The organism is Bacteroidota bacterium (assembly GCA_016699695.1).
Classification (GTDB): domain Bacteria; phylum Bacteroidota; class Bacteroidia; order Bacteroidales; family UBA10428; genus UBA10428.
On record CP065006.1, the window covers coordinates 3,771,827 to 3,792,054 of the forward strand.

Below are 20,228 nucleotides of genomic sequence, written 5' to 3' on the forward strand. Positions count from 1 at the left end.
GTATGAAATAAAGATGAATCATTAATTTATATTGTTTTAATGAATATGAAAACCTTGAAGTGTTAACTCTGATGTTTTGAAATAGTTATATCTCTCTTCGTCCAACGGATAATCCCAACAACCAAGGCTGTGAAATATATCGCCCCCGAAGCCTGTTTTAAACTTGTATAAGCCATACAAAGGATGGGATATATCGGGATTTGGAGAAATGCCAAACATGTCATATTCTGTGCATCCTTTTTCTTTTGCAATTTTCATTGCTTCCCATTGCAAAGCATAAGTAGCCATATAGTTTCTGTTCACATTTGATGAAGCACCATATAAATAAGAACCCCTGTGCCCTGAAATGATTAAAAACATTGAAGCCAGAGGGGTGTTGCTTATTTCAGCAATTAGCAATTGCACTTCGGCTGGCGATTTGGTATTATCGGCTTTAGCGCTCAGCAATGCCTCGAAATATTTAATATCGTTCAGGTGAATTTTATTTCTTATGGCTGTTTCCTTGTATAAATTGTACCAAATATCTATACTATTCATATCAGCCACTTTTACAATTACCCCTTTTCTGTCGGACAAGTGAATGTTATACCGTGTTTTGGGTTTCATTTTCCCTAAAATATCATCAGTACCAGGCTTTAAGTTAAGATAAACTGTGTTTGAAGGGAGAATGTTAGATTGTGTTTTTCTGAAATTTTTGTTAATTGTATTGAAGTTAAACCTTATTTCCTGTGCGAACCTTTCTGGCTCTCTCAACCAGTTTCCATCAGAATCATAAAATTGATTCTCTTTTGCCCAATATGATTCCCAACATAAATCATATCTTATCAGAATACAATTATTGGGCAAAAAAGAACGTAAACATTCCGATAATTCTTCGAGAAATGCACCCTGATATTCTGTATCAGGTTCTAATTCGGGACCATAAGGCACGTACGCAATACTGTCGCTTTTATTTATTTGCTGTACAATAATTAACAAGTCGGAATTGATAAACAAGTCCGAATTGTGTTTGCAAAATAAATCGCTATTATTGGCATGAAAATTTATAGCAACCGTACTAAACCCTAATTTACTTTTGACTAATGACCAGAATGCCGTTTGCTGCACTATTGGCGTATTATAGAGTTCTGCAATATCTTTTTTGTATAAATATGATAACATAAAGTAGATAGTTTCTCAAAAGCAGCTATGTTTATTTGTATTTAAGCAAATTAATTGTTCCCTTAACAAAACCTTTCTTATCGCCTTCTGAGGAAATAAGCAAATCGCCATTCTCGTAAAAACTCAACCCTTCGGGTTTATAGTAAATTTCGGGTACCAATGGGATAACGTTTTTAAGCTGTTTTTCTTTATATATAGCAATAAATCTGTCGGTAGCTGAAAGAACATACATTTCTTTTGTTACAGGATGTATTGCTATAGCCGAAGGATTAAAGTGTATGTTTGAAATCCCTGTTTCGGGATAATTGCTTGTTATAAATTTCGATAAATCGTCTGCATTTATTTCTAAATAAGGTTCTATGTTGTTTAATTTATTGGCATTTACCCTGTAAACCATCCGTTTTGTTTCATGTTGGTTTACCAATGCGTCTTTACAGGCAATGTAAATGTAACCCCCGTTATGGCATATACCCTCAATATTCAGCGAATTTATTTGAAGCATTGACTGGCTTGTTTTTGTTTTATTTTTTAAATCGTAAACAAAAATATTTCCATCACTCCTGAGAACATATAAAGTGTTTTTATTGATAGCAACATCTTCAAAATCGCCAATATCGGTAAAGCGGTGCGACTTGATGATTTCCTGTTTTTTTAGTTCATACTCGAATATTGAACCGATTTCGTCCTGAACGCAATAAACATTATTTTCGCTTCCAAGCGCCAAACCCGAAATTTCCTTTAACAAATCAGGCATTTCATAAGTACTGTCTGGCTGGTGAAATTTATATTTTGCTGATTGATATACTGTGCTTTTTTCGATTGATTTGGGGTCGAATGTTGAAGTAATATCAATAGCTTTAATTTTAAACCATTTGCCGTCGTTGGTAAAATAAACATTTTGCTCAATGCCGTCTTTCAAAATTTCTATTTTGATAAAGGTTGTATCATTTACAGATACTTGTGCAACTTCGTCTATTGTCCACCCCTGATATTTTTTTTCGAGCTTGCGGTTTATTTTGTCCAATGGAATTTCTTCCTGTTTCATGGCATGCTCGCTAAATAACAGGGTATTGTCTTTTATGCCAATTTCATATCGTTTGCCATCGCAGAAATATTCAATTTCTACGTATCCATCAGGTGTAGATTCCACTTCAATAATGTCGGGTCTAGCGCATTGTTGACTAATAATTTTCATATAATCTTTCGAAACTGCAACGGGCTGGTTGTTAGTTTGTGAATGACACTGACAAAAAAAAGCCAAACTTGCTGTTATTAACAGGAGGTTTTTCATGATTATTATTGCTTATTAAATATTATTTGAATGAATAGCAGCTTCTAAAACACAAGGATATACATTTGCCTTTTTGCATAATAAATGAATACCATCGGAAACAAAATTATAGTAGTTCCTGTCCTGAAGGGCTGTTGTAGATAATTTAACCGGGAACCCAAAGTTATTTAGCCAATCAGAAACAACGGAATCAATTGGTATTTCGTATTTTGTTAAGCCAAGATATTGAAGAAAAATGCGGGCTTCAATAGCTCCAAATCCTTTAAACATAGTATCAACGTAATCAGCAATTTCTCTTTCAGCCTGTTTGCCTCCCTTTTGACACAACTTTTTAATAAGTATATCTAATAATGCCCAATTTGCAGATTCGAGCAAATGAAAATTATGGGCAAAGTATTCGGGCGATTTATTTATGTCCAAAATTACACCATGCTTTTTCATTGTATCAAAAACATATTTTTTAACATCCGGCACATTTATTATTGTTATATACAGAAAGGGTGACGGGCTTTTTTGAAAAAAAGATGTAATTGGCGAATCTGAACTATGTTTCTGATTGGGCAATAACATGCTGTACAAAAGAGCATGAAGTATTGTATCACGGTTAATAAGCAAACCCTGAGAATTAATATTTCTGGCAATACGGTTTGCCACATGCTCATTTGATTGCTGGTTTACAAAATCAGTAATCTTTTTTAAATCCGCATCATTAACACTCCAATCAATATCCATAATTACTTGTTTTTAAATTTAATATCCTCTTGAATTTTTAAAAAAGCCGGAAGAGGCTTCCGGCTTTTGCATTAACCAATAACCTAAACCCAAATTTATCAACTGATAATACATACAGCTAATTCTTTTTCCATTTCGAAGAATTGTATTTTGTTTTCTCTTGCGAGCCAACCTAAAGCAAGATATATATCCTTAATATCCATTTTAGTAGTTTTTTTTAAATCAATTATCTTAACGTTTCCTTTTTCGTTAAGGATTTGCCAAATATTTCCGGCATCAGTTCCAATTTTTTCTTTTTCCATGATACTTGAATTTAGTTAAACAATACTTAGTATTTTTAAATGAATCTTTCTTTTAGCTTCAAAACAGGACACCGTTCTTCCTGATTTTTGTGCGAATAAGGCCATACCAACGGCTGAAAACACCGATAACTTTAAGGTATTTAACTGCTCACCGTTGGGAAAAACTAACTGGATAGTTAAGTTCTTGTCTGTTTGCATATTTTTAAAAGTTACAACAGAATCCATTTTTACAATATCATCCGGCATATCACAAGTCTGTATTTTCTTAGCCCTTCCTATCTCAGCTTTGAAGAGTAAAAAAGAAAGATTCGTACTATAAGGGTATTTTTTTTCGAAATATTTAAACATAATATTCATGTTCTTATAGTCAGTCTCTGATACAATTCTTCTTGGTCTGAAAAATAATTTAAACCTGTATATGAGATAAATTAGTGTTTTCAAGAATTGCAACATTCTATAACAAATCCTCTCCATTAGCCTCCGGTTGATAAATCACTTTTTCAATCATTACTTTTTGCTCGCCTTTAGGAGCTTTAAATGTAACCTCGTCTCCGGCCTTATAGCCCAATAAAGCACAGCCCAAAGGCGAAAGAACAGAAATTAGACCTTTTGAGAAATTGGCACTTTGAGGATATACTAAACGCAATTCCATAGTTTTACCAGTATCTAAAAAAACTACATTCATTACTGAATTCATCGTCACAAAATCAGGAGTTATAAGCTTTGAATCTATTTTTAAGGCTTTTTGCAATTCAATACCAAGAAATTTTAAATATTCAGGGTCAACACTTTTATTATCACGTAAAGTTTGAATAAGTTTAGTTAACCTTAAAAAATCCAACTGTGTTACTGTAATTGTAGTAACACTTTCAGTAATATTTCCTTTTTTTGCCATAATACTTGCCCTTTCAATTGTGCCGAATGGTTTAATTTTCGGTAAAAACTTTATTTTAATGTATGTTTGTGTATATATAAAAACTTAAATCCGACACATAAATAAAACGGTTTCGATTTATATTTGTATCGGATTCGATGCAAAGGTAAAAAACTTTTTTAGAATAAAAAAATGGGGAACAAGTACAATTCAATTAAGAGGTTGATAGAGCTTTGGGAAGCTTATGAAGAAGAAACAGACCAACAAGAATTACTTGAGTTTGCTGAATGGCTGACATTAAGGTTAAAAGAAAAACCTGAATTAAACTTAAAACTGACCAAAAGGAGAGTTAAAAATGAAGAACCTGAGAAAGAGATGTTATTTAAAAAATTGGATGAGCCCATCAGGTTTTTAGAATATACTTCAAGAATATCAAGACTTCATGATTTTTACATCAAAAAATTTTTTAGTGACCTACCTATAAATAACCGATTGGAATATCTTTTTTTATATACGGTAAGTAAAAGGAGAGAGGCAAAGAAAACGGAATTAATTAACACCCATCTGGTTGATTACACTACGGGAATGGATACCATAAAACGATTAGTTAATAATGGGTTACTTGAAGAAATGCCTGATGAAGCAGACAAAAGAGCAAAATTATTAGTAATTACAAATGAAGGGAAAAAAGTCCTTGAATTATCTGGAAGAAAGATTTCGGACGAAATTCAAATGTTTTTAGCTTGTATCAGCACGAATAAATGGAAAAAAACTTTATCTGTTTTTGAAGAAATAAACGAATTTCATTCCGGTATTTATCAAACACACAATGATAAAACACCTGCTGAATTAATGAATTTAATGGATTCTTTAAAACATTTATACAGATAGCACAATTTAAATGTCGGCACTGGTGCGGTGGTAGATTGCAGCTCTTTTGCAAACCTTTGGGTTGAGCGTTGGCTCGTGCGGGTTTGCAAATGTGCTGCAATGTGCGTGGGCTATTGATAGGTGCGTATCCTAATGCGCCCTTAAAGGCGCAAAGAGCGTGGGCAAAAAAATTAAAATCCATGTGTAGGGGTTTCCAGATGCGGAAATCCTTTTTTATTTCTCTTTCAAATCAGTCGATAATTGTCGTCGAAGCGTTTTTTTAGGCTTGTTGCTAACGGTCGGCGGTATGAAACGTTGGGGTTTTCGGAGCTGCGTCTGTATCACCCGTTACGAACCTTGATGCGAGGCAGAACGTTTGAATAACCACTTAACCCCCAATGTTTTATGACCGCTTGTTAGCGCCTGGCCTTTTTTGTCTTTCGTTTATTATCAGTCAAATATAAACAATCTTTTCAATCGAAGCACTTCCGTTTCAAGGTGCGTTGGGGCGGGATGGGCTGGAAGGCTCTTTTGCAGCCTTTGGATTGCAGGGTCGGCTTGTGGGGGCTGCAAATGTGCCTTACAGCGAAGGGACGGGAGCGTTGGCGTGCCGATGAATTGTCCTTTTTTATATTTTAATCTTTATCGCAAAAGTATCAATGAAGGGCGAACGGGTTTTAATCCAAAGCGAAAGGCATTTGATTTAGAGCGAAGACATTTTAATGCCACTCGAACGGGTTTTAATGGTTATCATAGAGCGATTGATGACGATAGATTAGGTTTTAATGGCAATCATAACACGATTGATGATAATCATAAGGGTTTTAATTGAAATCATGGCGATTTTAATGACAAACATAGCAGATTAAATGCCTTGCAAAATAATTTTGATGGTGTTGCATAATTTTTATAACTTGTTCATCGTTATTTTGATAGTTCAATTATTTAGATACTTAATCCACATTGTCCAACCCTTAAAAATTTAAAAAGTATGAACAATTATCAAGAAAGCAAACTCAGTATGTATTTAGTGGTTCGTGATTATATGACCACCAATGCAACTATCTTAACCCCGCTCCCTAACTTTGCTGCGAACCAAACTGCTTTTCAGAATGCGATTACCCAAATTCAGGCAAGCGGTGAACAACAGAACTTTGACAAAACAGGTATTGCAGGAAGTAAAAGTCAATTGAAACAAACACTTGTAACCCTTGTTGCCGATGCTTCCCGTAAACTTACGGCTTACGCTAAGTTTACTAACAATCAAACACTTTTGAGTGAAGTAAATTATAGCGAAAGCGACCTGAAACGGCGTGCAGACACAAATTTGCGTGATGCTGCACAGGGCATTTATGACCGTGCTCAACCAATCGTTGCTTCGTTGGCAACTTACGGGATTACTGCTGCAACCCAAACGACTTTATTAAACGCTATAAATGCGTTTAATACTGCCATACCTAAACCAAGATTAGGGATTACAGAGAAAAAACAATCAACCAGCCAGCTTGCTGCGCTCTTTAAAACTGCTGATACAGCTTTGGAAAACATTGATACTGCGGTTGAAATTATTAGACTTACACAAGTTAATTTTTATAATGGCTACAAAGCAGCCAGAAAACTTGTATTGACTGGCGGCGGTAGTGTTTCGGTAAAAGGTATTGTTACCGATGCTTCAACTGGTGAACCTTTGAAATCTGCAACTTTAAAGTTTGCAACAAATGGAACAACTGCAAAACTTAAAGCGACAAACGGTAATGGCGAAATAACCAAAAAAACTGCCGACAAAGGTGGTTTTATGATTAAAACGCTTGCCGAAGGCTCCTATCAGGTTGTTATCAGTAAACCGGGATATAAGGAACAAACAGTTACGGTGAATGTGAGTGATGGGGAAATGAGTGTATTAGATATTAAACTTGATAAAGCATAAAAAAAGAACCCTGAGCAATCAGGGTCTTTTTTTCATATACCACCTTGCTTTAAATTTTCAACTTTAAAATAGTTGTTCAAACAATCATATTTAAATTCGATTTTACTACCACCACAGTTAACATAGTTAAAATTACCTCTTTTGTAATTAACTGTAAAATCAATAATATTCACAAAAATACGATTCTGATTTATGACTACAGGTTTAATTACTATTAGCTGAATGGCTTCCTTTGCTGATAGTTTCTTAATTTCATCTCTATTTGAATATGAAATTTTAAAATTATCGATTTGAGTGGGTAAATTTATTGTAGTTTGCTCATTGTACTCAACAATTACATTATTGCTACCATTATTGACATTGCTCTTTAAATACGCAATATGCAATTTTAGACTTTTGTAATAAATGTTTGTTGTGTCATTATATTCCTGTGAGAATGCAGAAATGCATGTCACTAAACCCAATATTATTAATATTTTTTTCATCGTTTAAAGTTTACAAATCTATTCATTGGAATTGTTGCTACGACTCCACTACTATTATAAATATAAACTGTATTATTGCCTTTGCCAAAGACATAACCAGTATGACTTCCTGCATTTCTAATATCAGTTTGTGAAGGAGCTTGTGCAAAGCTATATGTAGTTGTTGTTCCTCCAATACTTGTACTAGCTCCTGACGAATTAGAATTACCTCCAACCACAACAGAACCACTTGGATGACTATGAAATGTTGAATTTGTATTAGAAGTAGTCGTAATGGTAACACTTGCCTCAGATTGTACTGATGGATTAGCGACATCACCAGGAGTTGCAACAGTTACATTTCCATTTTTGTCTACTGCTCCTCCATATTCCCTATTATTATTTGCATCTGTCCCACCTCTTCCATTATCTTGACTAACAGCATCTGACATTGCTTGCCTAGTATCTTGAGAACCTTCAATTTCTACACTGTTTGAATATGCTGTATTATTTCCCGAAAAAGCATCACTATTGCCACTATTAGATTTAATGAATGCTACTGTACTTTTATAATCTTTTTTAGATATACCTGCACTATTAGCTTTACTATCAAAATCTTTTTGGGTTGTTTTCATTGCATAAACTTTATTATCATCTATGCCGTCATTACCTATCACGTTGCCTTTATTATCAATAAATTCACCTCGACCATCTGGGTCAACAAATAGGATTGGATTATTATAGCAGAATTTATAAGGTGTCCAACTATAGTATTTTTCTGCCCAAGGGTCAACTGATAACCAGCGGCTTACATCACCTTTTGAAAATGAATAAGTATTATTACCTTCTTCAATGAAAGCAACAATTTTATTGGTAATTGTATTAAAAAGTACAGTTCCAACTTGAACGACAGTATCATTGTAAAAGAATTCGTTAAACTGCCCATTACTTAAGGTCAAAAATTCTTTATCGTAACCGTACTGTTTTAATGGGTTTTGTGCATTTACCGAAATATATCCAATAAATACAAAAGCTCCTAATAATTTTAGTTTTCTCATAATTTCAGGATTATTTGTTTTCAAATTTATAAATTACTTTTTTATCTAAATATTTTTCTGGTTCTGTCTTTAATAATGTAAGCCATTTAATATACATTTCATCTTGAAAGCTTCCCCCAAAACAGTAGCGATTAAAAATATAGTTTAATCGTTAACTTTGGTAGAATGAAAACAACAAAATTTACAGAGAGTCAAATCATCAAGATTCAGAAAGAGCAGGACCAAGGCAAGAGTGTTTCGGATATCTGCCGGGAGCATGGTATAAGCCAACCAACTTTTTATCAGTGGAAATCAAAGTATTCAGGGATGGAGGTAACCCAGTTGAAAAGACTTAAGGAACTGGAACGAGAACTTTCGCAATACAAGAAGATTGTAGCTGAACAGGCGTTGCATATTACGGTTTTAAAAGATGTAATTGAAAAAAAGCTCTAAGGCCTGCAGAGAAACGGGAATTGGTAACCTATGCTCAACAAAGGCACACGTTGAGCATTCGGCAGGCCTGTGTGCTATTTAATATATACCAGAGTGTATATTATTATCAACCCATTGCGGGGAATGATCAGGAAATTAAGGACAAGCTGGCAGAACTAGCAGAGGTTCATCGCCGGTGGGGATTTTGGATGATGCACTATCACCTGCGGCAATTAAATCATTTCTGGAACCATAAAAGAGTTTATCGGGTTTATACCGAGATGAAGCTTAACTTGAGAAGAAAATGTAAAAGAAGGCTGCCATTGCGCCCGCAGGAGTCCTTGTTACAGCCGCTATTACCTAACTTAACCTGGAGCATGGATTTTATGCATGATGTGCTTAATAACGGAGTTAAATTCAGGACATTTAATGTAATCGATGATTTTAACCGGGAAGCTTTGACTATCACCTTAGGTACAAGTATTACAAGTCTGCGGGTAATCAGGGAACTGGAACGATTAATCGACTGGAGAGGCAAACCCGAACACATAAGGGTTGATAATGGGCCGGAATTTATCGCCCAGGCTATGGAAGACTGGGCAAACGATAAGAATATAAAACTCAAGTTTATTCCCAAAGGAAAACCGCATAGAAATGGTTATGTAGAGCGATTCAACAGAAGCTATCGTGAAGAAGTTCTGGATAGTTACCTATTTGAAAACATCCGACAGGCACAACTAATCTCAAATGCATGGCTATGGTCTTACAATAATGAGCGACCCCATAGTTCGCTGATGTACCACACTCCGGTATCATTCCTATTGAAATATGGAAAACTTCACCGCCCACAAGGCCCAACAAAGTTTCCCACATTTCAACAGGACATAAACATTAATTTAAAAAGTTTAATTTTAAATGCTACTAATTAGGGGAAGCTTTCACAGGTGTCACGGTTTTGATGCCATTGCACGCAACGGTACGCCAATATGAGCAGGCTGGGCTTAAAACCGCCAACCCAAAAAACCAGCGATACCGCGGATTAAATATACAAACTTTTCTATTTCTGCAACCCCCAGCTTGCTTATATTGGCTGTTATAGCCTGGTGGCGGCGTGTTAAAAGCGCAAAGCTATATGGGCGCACAAGGTTTGGAACATCATTTTGCCCCCGGAACCGGATTTAATTGCTATCTCATCTATCTGCCGGGCATTTAATAGCTGCAGGACTTGTCAGGGTGCAAAGCAAAGTGGCGGAAAAGTTGTTTCAAAAACCATTAGCCAAACCATTGGCTCAGAGGCTGAGTAAATGGTTATTATTAAGCAGACAAAAGGCTTTATTGCCAAAAGAGCCAAAGCTTACTCATGGTTTTGGAATTGGGTTTTGAACTTTACCCAAGTTTTGTGACACTTTGCAATCCGTTACAATAGCGCTCCAATTAAATGAAGGGGTGGGACTGGGGCATGCAAAATGTGTTATCAAACCGGAGCTAACTTAGATGCACTATCAGTAAAATGACCTTAAAATTGGCAGGTGACACTTGGCTGTAACGTTGGCGGTATGAAATGTTGGGGAGTTCGTGGACGCTTCTCTATCAACCGATAGAGAACTTGCCAGCGAGCGATGCACTTGGCATACCACTTAAACCCCAATATTTTATACCGCGTGTTAGCAGTTGCCCTTTTTTCAACTCGTCTATAAGTCAAACATTTCCTTTGCTTTTTTCCAATTCTTTTTCAGAATCGGCTTACTCACACTTGTCTCACCGTTGGATGGTTCACCTGAAAAGTGGCAAAACTTTTCTGCATAGTCAGGGTCACTATATTTGCTCCAAGATTTAAACGCTTCATAACACATTGGTTTTTCAACATTGAATGGAATTTCTACTCCTGTCCTTATGCAATAACCTGTCAATTTACTATTGCTATTTTTAGATTCTGTTTTTACAGCTATTTGTTGTTTAGTTGTATCAGCTTTTTTATCAATTATAGGATTCTGTTTAGCATTGCTACTATTGAGTTCAAAGGGCTTATCGTTGCTGTTTTCTTCGATAAATTTAACATGTTCCAATGCCTTAGAATATATTTCTTGGTCGTCAGGATTTGTAGTGTCGTATAAAACGCCCATTTCCTTATTGTTAATCATTGAGTACTCATAGAAGTTAAGCGAGGTGATAATTAACTTAGTGTCATTCAAGTAACATTTCGCATGTATGATCCTGCAATAGTTTTCCGGACATTTTATTAAGCCACTAATTGATTTATTAAAATCTCTTTTTTGTTTCTTATTGATGTTTTTATTGTCGTATGAATCCTGTTTACATTATACCATGCCTCAATGTATTCGAATACAGACAATTGAGCTTCTTCGAAAGTTTTAAAACTGTTTTGATAAACAAGCTCAACTTTCAGTGTCTTAAAGAAACTTTCAGCAACAGCGTTATCCCAACAATCCCCTTTACGGCTCATGCTTCTTTCGACAAGTTTGTAGGATGCGAGTAATTCTTTAAACTCATTGCAGGCATATTGAACACCACGGTCAGAATGAAAAATAAGCACCTGGGTTATAGGGCGGTTCCTGACCGCCATCATCCAGGCCGGAATGGTTGTATGAATTGCCTTTAAAGATCTGCTAAATGCCCAACCAATTACTTTTCTATCATAAAGATCTATTATAACCGTCAAATAGAGCCACCCTTGCCAGGTTTTAATATAAGTGATATCCGACACCCACACCTGCGCTCTTCTGGTCACCGTAAAGTCTCTATTGAGCTTATTTTCCACCACAGGGTAATGATGTCTGGAGTCAGTTGTAACAACCCACTTCTTACGAATAATGCTCTGCAAATGTTGTTTTTTCATTAACCGGGCTACTCTTTGTCTTGACACAGGGATCCCTTCTTCCAAAAGTGCTATTGTAACCCTGGGGCTGCCATAGGTCTTTTTGCTGAACTCGTAAATCCTTTTTATGCGATTTGATAAATCTTCGTTCTCGATATCCCGCTTCCCGGGCTTACGAATCAGCCAACTGTAATATGAACTCCTGCTTACTTTTAATACTTTACACATCTTCTCAATGGGAAATATGGAGTCATTTAACCTTATAAACTGGAATATTTGCCATCGTTCTTGGAGAAAATGCTTACAGCTTTTTTTAAGATGTCGCGCTCTAGCTGTGCATCACGAAGCTCTTTCTTTAATCTTGCGATTTCTTTTTGCTCATCGGTCAGAATCTTATTGCCCTGACCAGGAAAGCTCGCACCTCTATGAAGCTCTGCCTCTCTTCGCCATCGGTAGATCAGATCGGCACTTATATCCAGTTCGGATGCCAGTGCAGATATGTCTTCCCGATTATAACTGAGTTCAATAACCATCTGTTTAAACTCACGATCAAATCTTCTTCTTTGTCTCATATCCGTTAAATTAAGCATTTTAGCTTAACTTACTGTCCGGATAAAAATAGCAGTTCCAGTAGATTTTCATGAAACTTTAAATATACATGGCGTAAACCAGTCAGAAATTTTAATTGCTCTGGAGTTAGTTCATACTTACCATAAATGATTATTGTTTTCTTTTCGTTTTTATTCCTTGAATTAATTAGTTCCTGGAAATCCTTTGAAAGTTTTAGATAAGGACTCACGAGATAAAGTGTTTTGTCAGCCTCTTGAATAAGTTCTTCTAACTGTGAAGAAATTTGTTTTGTTGTCAAAAATTTTGCCATATTTTTTATTATTATATTATCTAATGCACTGATGAGTCATTTTTTAGGGTTACTGCTAACGGATGGCGGTATGGTTTGCGCGGATTTCATATTCTGTCGTTGTCCAACCACCTGAGATTTGAAAAAAGCAGGAAGCTGTTTTTGTCCGACGAAAACCCGCGTAAATTATACCGCGTGTTAGCGCAAGTTATTTTACAATCTAATAGAAAGGTCAAGTTGTCCACCCAATCCTAATTGCACTATTTTTTGTAAAGTCGAAAGTCTAACTTCCTTGATATTATTTTCAATCTTGGAAATATAGGATTTCGTTGTCCCGTTTTTTCTGCTAATTCCGCTTGTGTCATTCCCTTTTCAATTCTAGCCTCTTGCAGTAATGCACCAAGCTTAAAATTCTCGTAACCATTTTCAAGTTCATCTCTTGATTGGGTTCCTTTTAAACCATAATGTTTATCCTTGAACTCTTCCAGGTTCATTTTGTTATTTGCTTTCATTTTCGTATTCCTCCTTAATTTTTAGTGCACGCTCAATCTCTTTCTTAGGTGTTTTCTGTGTTTTTTTATGAAAACCATTTGCCAGAATTATGAGTTTTCCTTGGTCAAAAAAGCAGAATATTCTAAAAATATCACTTCCGTGTTTAATTCTAATCTCGTACAATCCATTAGTTGATTCAAGATGTTTTAGATAGACCTCTGGAACTCTTTCCAATTCCTCAATTAGTTCAATCGTCCAGATTATTTTCGCTTTTACTTTATCCGTTTGCTCAATAAAGAATCTTTCAAAATAATCTTTATAAAATATTGCAATCCTATATTTCCGTTTTGATTCCATGCAACAAAAATACAAAATGTTTCACTAAAGTACAACTTTCTTTTTTATAATTTGCGCTAACGTTGACGGTATGGCCAGTAAGGGATTGCGGGCGATTCACCTATCAAGTTACAACAAACTTTGAGGCGGGCTACTGCACTTCGCATACCACTGAAACCCTTATTGGCTATACCGTGTGTTATGGGCTGGCAATTTATCATGTCGTTTTTAGATTTATATAATTCGCAATCCTTTTATTCCTTGATTCAATGAAATTTATCACTCCGATTTTATAAACTAAATATTCGTCAATATTTAAAAATGAAGGCTTTGTTTTAAAATCATCGAACGGCAAGTAAAACCTAATTTTCTGCTTATCATCTAATAAGTCATCAAGCAAAAAGAACTTGATATAATCTAAAAAATCATCAAACAAGTCAAAGAAGTATTTGTATCTCAACAAAGTATCATATAACGGGCTTTGTAGTCCTAAATAGAAAAGCCTGATACACTCTAAAGTCAGGTCAAACCTATCATCTATAAAACTGTTTACTCCACGTGCTTGATTGATTGTATGTTTTCCGTCAATCCGGTTATTTGGAAAAAGAGTATATGCACCAATCGTTGAACCAGAGTTAAAAAGTTCATCAACTTCGGTAGGGATTTGTATTATCAGCCATTGTTTCCGTTTATGATTCTTGTATGAGTGTGTAATAGCATCACTTCCCAAGAAGAATTCTCCAAGTTCTGAACTATGATATAAATAAATTCCGCTTTTATTATCAGTCAAATCAAATTTCGTCCCATTCTTAAGAGGTTTACTCCATAATATTTTGTGATAATTACGAAGGGTCGGACTGGTACTATCTGGGTCTCCGCCACGTGCATCAGAGTATACATTAAATGTAGTATCAACTATCATCAGTCCGTTTTTATTAATCTAATTTATTGTATTCTTTTTCTAAAAAATCAATTCCACTTTTAAAAATATCATTTTGTCTTTTTAAGGCATCAATGTTTGTTTGATATTGTTCTGGGAATTTCTTAAAATCCTTAGCCATTCGTTTAATACCTGCTGGACATAAATACGCAGGTGTATTTCGTCCTTTAATCCCAAGAGATGGCACAGCTCCATAAAACAAATCCTCTGAAACTTTAACGTCGAATAAAGTTTCGACTGCTTTATTAGTCAATTGTATAAAATAAGGAATCCTAATGACCTTATATCCGAAATCCCTATATAAGTCCGTATTTTTTAAGTCCTTTTCTATTATATCAGGATTTGTATAATGTGGAAGTCCATCAAATTCGATAATTAGTTTTAAGTCTTCACTTCTGTAGTCTGGACGGCTCCTATATGATACTCCATTAATTTTCCCTAATGTTTTATCATGTATCCAGTCACTTATGTTTGGGAAAATTACTTTTAGATAATCTTCAAGTCCAGTTCTATGAAGTCCTGTATCCTTATCAATGCCTGCCTTTTCAGCCATTGCTTTTGTTTCTCTCAAAAATCCCCATTTTTTATTCATAGTATTTATCACTACTTTTCATAGTATTTATCACTACTTATCAATGTTTCAATGTTGTAGGTGGTCGTCTTTGCTTGCCCATAACGGTTGGGTATATGATTAGTGGCGGATTTCAAAGCGATTCAGTATCAAGATAGCAAGGGGCTTGATAGCCGCACAAACCTTTGCACCACTACAAGCCCCGCCATTAATTATATACCGTGTTAGCGTTTCGTTGCTATTTACAGGTATCTGTCAGATTAATATTAATATCAGTGAATCTAAAAGTAAATTCAAAGTTTCTTTCCGATAGCTTAGTACTCTCATATTCAGAAATATTATGAATTTTACTTGTTAACGAACTGTCACATATCAAGCTGTTAATTAAAACATTAGCATTAATAGGAGGCACAAAATCATTTGCTTCTACATTTTTCGGCCCCTCACTATTTTGAATATATACTACTGTGTCGTTTCCAGAAATATTAAATTCATCCCATATTGGACTTGGTTCGTAGGTGATTGAATGACTTGTTTCATTAATATAAATCCACTTAGTATTTACACTATAGTCTTTAGTCCTTTCGCAACTAAATGTCAAAATTGCAATAATAGTGCTAATTCCAAAAAGTAAATAGCGCATCCACATTATTTTCTGTTCCATTGTTGTATTTGTTTTTAATATTATCTCTCCATCCATTCCATGTTTTTTGCTCCTTTAAGGCATCTTCTATTTCCTTCATGGTATAACCAGCTACTTTGTCATCCGGAAAATTTGCTCCATTATTCGTTAAATCATCAGTCCTTGAATCAACTAAATCTACAACGAGTTGAGTATAATTAGGCCTGATTGTTGGACCTCCTCGATAGTTAGTATACACCATACGAGTCAACCACCATTGAACTCCTCTTGCATAACTTTCCGCAACTTTAGTATTTGTACCAATAAAAGTCGTTTTTCCACTTAAGTCCCAATGAGAAGCATGTGCTAATTCATGTATGGTTGTTGAATAAATATCCTGCGTATTCCTCCAGCCAGAAGAATTCTCACCGAAAATTCTTAAATCAGGCCAAGTATACCATTGTGGCCAATAAGGATTGGCATCTCCATTTATTTCATCATTTGATTTTCTGTGGTAATATCCGATTATCAATTTTCTATTGTACCAACTATTCTGTGGTGGTCTTTTTATGCCACCAGTATTTCCATAATAATATTGATGGGCAGCCCTATGTATTGTTGCATACCTTAAAGATTTACCTGAAGAAATATGCAAGTTCCAAGCACCTTTTTGTTTAGGCCCATTATACCATGCTTGACCCCAATCTTCTTCTCTAATTCCAAATTCATATCTGTCCCATTTAATAGAGTAGTTAACCTCATAAATAAACCCACCCATACTAAATTCTCCATTACTATTAGTATTACAATCTTCCATATGAGTTGCCCATCTTGCGTGTACATTTGCTCCTTCGAGGGGAATTGAACCCAAAACGTCATCATGTACAGTTATCCTTCCCGATGGATGCCACCTTTTGGGTTTAAATGGATTCCAACCTTTCGTGCTTTTCAGATTATCATCAGATTCCTTAATGTTTCCAGTAAGTTTGTAAGATTCATAAACCAATTGTTCATAAAAATCAGCTGCAACTGATGTGCTTTTAAGTGTTGTATCTAATTCCAGTGTATCGAAATTCGGGATGAAAACCTCATACAACAACTCATGCTGAATATTAGGGATTTCTTTGTCAATTGGAACAACACAATATTGCCATGTTACAGCAGTATCAGGCAGTTCAGGGTCATGATAATATGTACCATACACTTCTATTTCATAGTCGAGTGGGAAATCATAGAGTACGAAACTTGTGTCGGTTTTTAATAAATCCCATTCAATCTCATCTTTAGGCAAAAATCTTAGATATTTCTTATTGGGTTGGATTTCTTCAACTGGTGCATCTTCACCAGCTGATTTTAGGGTTGAATACGCAGCTTTCATGTTATAAATGGCGTAAGGATCATTTATTTTTTCTCCTAACACCACCATTCCATCTGATACCTTGTGGGTTTGTTCTTCAGTTGATGCGTTGCTATCATTATGTTCTAGTTTGTCTTTCTCACAAGAGAATAAACCAAAACTTAAAGCAAGGACTGCTATAAAAAATTTATTTTTCATTGAAAATCATTATTTTAAAGTTAATACGAACAAAATTTCAATCCTTATTCAAATTTAATAAAACCAAAAGGATTGCAATGCCTATTTTATCATTTTACAAGACTGGTTTTCATTTTTCCTAATTTTCAACTTGTATCCATAATTTTACCGTTAATGTTATGCACTATCGTTCTTCGCAATGAACGCTAACGGTTGGCCAATATGAGTAGGCTGGGATTTCGGAGCCACTTACTTGTCAGACCGCTAAAAATTTTATTAAATATACGTACTTTTCGTAAACCACTAACACCCAGCTTACTTATATTGGCTGTTAGGCGCTGGGTGTTATTGATTATCAGTTATTTATCTATCGTTTCAGTATCCGTTTAATGGACTGTCTATCGGTGTAGGGTGTCCTTCGTGCGTTGGGGTGGGACGGGCTTGAAGGCTCTTGCGGCAAACTTTGCTTGTGTGTTTGCCTGCGGGGTTTGCCGCATGTGCCTTCAAGCAGAAGGGACGGTGTGCGAAGGGCTATGTACGTGCTCCCTTGTCTGTCAGATATTGTCCCTTCTTTGTCAAGTTAACTCCCTGCTCTGTCAGATTAACTCCCTTCTTTGTCAACTTTGCGCCCTTTTCTGTCAGATTGTGTCCCTTCATTGACGGGTTTGCTCCCTTCTCTGAGAATTAAGTCCCTTGTCTGCCAGATTCATTCCCTTCTTTGTCATATTAGCTCCCTTGTCTGTCAGATGATGGCCCTTCTCTGAGAACGTTGTCCCTATTTTGTCAGACTAATTTTATGCCTGTGCAGTTTCTTTACCAGCTACTTTAGCTGCTGCCCCAAGATTGGAAAGTGCCTTTGCAAAGGTGAATTGCTCTTTCTTTAAGGGTTCGTACTGATAGTAATTTGATGCTTTCTTGCAGATACCAATTATCTCATCGTAAATAGCATTGAAAACATCGGTTACCTCTTGTGTAATTTCTTTGGTTGAACCTTTAAATGTCTCTTGTGTAACATTGGCTTGTTTAAAGGAATCGGCATATCCGATAATGTTGTCAATAAGCGTTGCGCTTAATCCTTTGACGATAATTTCCTGACGTAACGTTTCGCTCATATTGGTTTTGAACTGATAGAGCAACTGGATTAATGATTCCTGGTTGCCTTTTTGTACTCCACGAAGATGTTTTGCAAAACCAAGATTTTTAAGGATTTCATCACGTTTTGATGTTTCTTTCTTAAAGTCTTCGTCTATTTGTGTTTTGAAGTAGGATACATCCCGTTTGGCCGGAACCTGTATTGATGCCAACGTTGCTGTTGCATTACGTAAATCTTTTTTTGCATCAACACCCAAATGGGTTTCGATTGCATTGTCGATTCGTGTAATCAAATCGGTTGCATACTGTTCTGTCCAATCTGTACGGGTAGTAGAAAGTTCTGAAATGTTTGTTTTGAAACTTTCGGCGATGGTTTTTGATGCCATAAGCATATCGACATCTTTACAACTGTAATTTCGATTTTTTGCCATAATTGTAAGATTTAAATTGAACTTAGGTTATATAACAATAATAGTAATAACGGTTTGATATATTGCAATATACAAAACTATGACAAAACTAAAAAGACAATCATTTAAAACTCATACCCTATTCTTAGGGTTATATTAAAGTCTAGTTCACCATAATTTGATGAAACTTCGTTATTATTGATGAAGTAGAACCGATAGCCTAAACCAACCGAAGTATCGAAGTTGAAATTTTTTCCTATTCGTCTATGAATACCCCATGTAGGAATTACTGATAAATCTGGAACTACACTCCCCAGATTATAGTTTGAGATTACAAACCAATCGGGGTGATGACGTAAGAATAACGAAATGTAATTACTGCTGTTTCCGTCAATACGTTTTGATTTTGCTTGTCTTTTTTGCAGACTATAATAGTATCTTGGTTCTACTATTAATGCGGGTGCAAAGAAATATCCCAAGTATTCGTTGGCCTCTAGCCATAAGCCATAATCAAGACCTATTTCTGTTTTTAATGTAGTTGTATTTGACAGTTTTTTTCATAATTACCCCAGATGCCGAAAAAGCCCGCTTGTACTCCGAACATTCTTTCTTCTATGCTTGCTTGTTGTGTTTGGGCATTTAATAATAGATAAAAAGCTGCTATTATAAAAAAAGTTAGTTTCTTCATTTTTATTAATAATTGTTATAGAAAGAATAACGAAATCCCAATTGAATATTGTGTAGTGGAAGGAAAATCGAAGTGCTTGTTTCCGTAGTCAAGTTCTCGCAAGGTTTGAAAAGCGTCGATATTGCTGTATTCAAACTTTAAGGCAAAAGAGGCATTATTTTCTTTTTCTTTTATGTATATGCCAAAGCCTATACCATAGGCGAATTGAGTTGCATATTCACCAGTAGCAGTAACTTCTGCATTATTTTCATCGATATATTTTAATTGGCGTGGAACATAAGGGTTGAAATATAATCTACTTTCAGGAAAAATGCCTATAATATGTTCTAAATCAGCATCGTTTTTAATTTTAAAAAGTGGGATGTTATATCGTATTCCTCCATAAAACATAAAGTTTAGAACATTTGTGGTTGACCAAAGGTCGTTTTGATCTCTACTGTATCGTGGAACCAAACTGTACGATTGAAATTTTATCCCTCCATAGAGATAATCGCTATTGGTAAAAGAATAACCCAAACCAGGACTTACATTGTAAATCATTATACTATTCTCTGGATCAGTTGCTATGCTTGCATCGATATTAAATGACTGCGCTTCCGCGTGCATTGAAAGAGCAAATAATCCAAATATGAAAAAATATCTCATGTGTTTATTTTTTTGTCCGATAACCATTCGGGATTACCATTTACAAATAATCAAATTTTTAGTGTGAAATAATGATTATTTGCTCATGGATGTTTCATTGTATTTTTTATTTC

The 20,228-nt window shown here is 35.4% G+C and carries 20 protein-coding genes and 2 pseudogenes; 3 read left to right on the plus strand and 19 right to left on the minus strand.

Annotated elements, in window-relative coordinates:
* Positions 1–36: 36 nt before the first annotated feature.
* The 6 genes from IPM71_15770 to IPM71_15795 all read right to left on the minus strand — a co-directional run bounded on the left by IPM71_15770 (position 37) and on the right by IPM71_15795 (position 4,381).
* Positions 37–1,161, minus strand: coding sequence for a peptidoglycan bridge formation glycyltransferase FemA/FemB family protein (locus IPM71_15770; GenBank protein QQS51008.1), 1,125 nt, complete (start codon positions 1,159–1,161; stop codon positions 37–39).
* 31 nt (positions 1,162–1,192) lie between these two features.
* Positions 1,193–2,356, minus strand: a complete 1,164-nt coding sequence (locus IPM71_15775) for an SdiA-regulated domain-containing protein (protein ID QQS51009.1) — start codon at positions 2,354–2,356, stop codon at positions 1,193–1,195.
* Positions 2,357–2,467: 111 nt separating this feature from the next.
* Positions 2,468–3,184 (minus strand): hypothetical protein, encoded by a 717-nt coding sequence (locus IPM71_15780; GenBank protein QQS51010.1) that lies wholly within the window; start codon positions 3,182–3,184, stop codon positions 2,468–2,470.
* 98 nt (positions 3,185–3,282) lie between these two features.
* On the minus strand, positions 3,283–3,486 hold the full coding sequence (locus tag IPM71_15785) for a winged helix-turn-helix domain-containing protein (GenBank protein ID QQS51011.1): 204 nt from the start codon (positions 3,484–3,486) through the stop codon (positions 3,283–3,285).
* Between the two features lie 15 nt (positions 3,487–3,501).
* A complete protein-coding gene (locus IPM71_15790; GenBank protein QQS51012.1) occupies positions 3,502–3,834 on the minus strand; it encodes a GreA/GreB family elongation factor in 333 nt (110 codons plus the stop codon).
* Between the two features lie 106 nt (positions 3,835–3,940).
* Positions 3,941–4,381 (minus strand): GreA/GreB family elongation factor, encoded by a 441-nt coding sequence (locus IPM71_15795; protein ID QQS51013.1) that lies wholly within the window; start codon positions 4,379–4,381, stop codon positions 3,941–3,943.
* Between the two features lie 171 nt (positions 4,382–4,552).
* Between IPM71_15795 and IPM71_15800 the strand changes: the two genes are divergently transcribed.
* Positions 4,553–5,251: a MarR family transcriptional regulator gene (locus IPM71_15800; GenBank protein ID QQS51014.1), complete on the plus strand. Its 699-nt coding sequence runs from the start codon at positions 4,553–4,555 to the stop codon at positions 5,249–5,251.
* Positions 5,252–6,221: 970 nt separating this feature from the next.
* Positions 6,222–7,157 carry a carboxypeptidase regulatory-like domain-containing protein gene (locus tag IPM71_15805; GenBank protein ID QQS51015.1) on the plus strand — a complete coding sequence of 312 codons (936 nt, stop codon included), beginning with the start codon at positions 6,222–6,224 and terminating at the stop codon, positions 7,155–7,157.
* Between the two features lie 32 nt (positions 7,158–7,189).
* Here IPM71_15805 and IPM71_15810 read toward each other — a convergent pair whose 3' ends face one another.
* Entirely contained in the window at positions 7,190–7,642 is a 453-nt protein-coding gene (locus tag IPM71_15810) for a hypothetical protein (GenBank protein ID QQS51016.1), read from the minus strand.
* Complete coding sequence (locus IPM71_15815; protein QQS51017.1) at positions 7,639–8,703, minus strand: hypothetical protein; 1,065 nt, start codon at positions 8,701–8,703, stop codon at positions 7,639–7,641. The genes IPM71_15810 and IPM71_15815 overlap by 4 nt, the downstream gene beginning before the upstream one ends.
* Positions 8,704–8,844: 141 nt before the next feature.
* Here IPM71_15815 and IPM71_15820 point away from each other — a divergent pair.
* A pseudogene (locus IPM71_15820) lies at positions 8,845–9,917 on the plus strand (IS3 family transposase).
* 864 nt (positions 9,918–10,781) lie between these two features.
* Here IPM71_15820 and IPM71_15825 read toward each other — a convergent pair.
* The 11 genes and pseudogenes from IPM71_15825 to IPM71_15875 form a co-directional block, all read right to left on the minus strand.
* Entirely contained in the window at positions 10,782–11,231 is a 450-nt protein-coding gene (locus IPM71_15825) for a hypothetical protein (GenBank protein QQS51018.1), read from the minus strand.
* 98 nt (positions 11,232–11,329) lie between these two features.
* Positions 11,330–12,516 (minus strand): IS3 family transposase gene (locus IPM71_15830; protein ID QQS51019.1). Its coding sequence is split into 2 segments (ribosomal slippage): positions 11,330–12,231 and positions 12,231–12,516, totalling 1,188 coding nucleotides; the frame shifts between segments, so codons are not numbered across the junction.
* Between the two features lie 11 nt (positions 12,517–12,527).
* Positions 12,528–12,806, minus strand: coding sequence for a hypothetical protein (locus IPM71_15835; GenBank protein ID QQS51020.1), 279 nt, complete (start codon positions 12,804–12,806; stop codon positions 12,528–12,530).
* A 192-nt stretch (positions 12,807–12,998) separates the two neighbouring features.
* Positions 12,999–13,297: pseudogene (locus IPM71_15840) on the minus strand (helix-turn-helix transcriptional regulator).
* A complete protein-coding gene (locus IPM71_15845; GenBank protein ID QQS51021.1) occupies positions 13,284–13,634 on the minus strand; it encodes a type II toxin-antitoxin system RelE/ParE family toxin in 351 nt (116 codons plus the stop codon). Before IPM71_15845 ends, IPM71_15840 begins: the two are co-directional and overlap by 14 nt.
* Positions 13,635–13,830: 196 nt before the next feature.
* Positions 13,831–14,535 (minus strand): hypothetical protein, encoded by a 705-nt coding sequence (locus tag IPM71_15850; protein QQS51022.1) that lies wholly within the window; start codon positions 14,533–14,535, stop codon positions 13,831–13,833.
* A 13-nt stretch (positions 14,536–14,548) separates the two neighbouring features.
* On the minus strand, positions 14,549–15,106 hold the full coding sequence (locus tag IPM71_15855) for a DUF559 domain-containing protein (GenBank protein ID QQS52867.1): 558 nt from the start codon (positions 15,104–15,106) through the stop codon (positions 14,549–14,551).
* Positions 15,107–15,362: 256 nt separating this feature from the next.
* Positions 15,363–15,788, minus strand: a complete 426-nt coding sequence (locus tag IPM71_15860; GenBank protein ID QQS51023.1) for a hypothetical protein — start codon at positions 15,786–15,788, stop codon at positions 15,363–15,365.
* The gene (locus tag IPM71_15865) at positions 15,742–17,301 is read right to left on the minus strand and encodes a hypothetical protein (GenBank protein ID QQS51024.1); all 1,560 of its coding nucleotides are present in this window, start codon (positions 17,299–17,301) and stop codon (positions 15,742–15,744) included. Before IPM71_15865 ends, IPM71_15860 begins: the two co-directional genes overlap by 47 nt.
* Before the next feature lie 773 nt (positions 17,302–18,074).
* Positions 18,075–18,803, minus strand: coding sequence for a hypothetical protein (locus tag IPM71_15870; GenBank protein ID QQS51025.1), 729 nt, complete (start codon positions 18,801–18,803; stop codon positions 18,075–18,077).
* Between the two features lie 682 nt (positions 18,804–19,485).
* Complete coding sequence (locus IPM71_15875; protein ID QQS51026.1) at positions 19,486–20,115, minus strand: hypothetical protein; 630 nt, start codon at positions 20,113–20,115, stop codon at positions 19,486–19,488.
* Between the last annotated feature and the right edge of the window lie 113 nt (positions 20,116–20,228).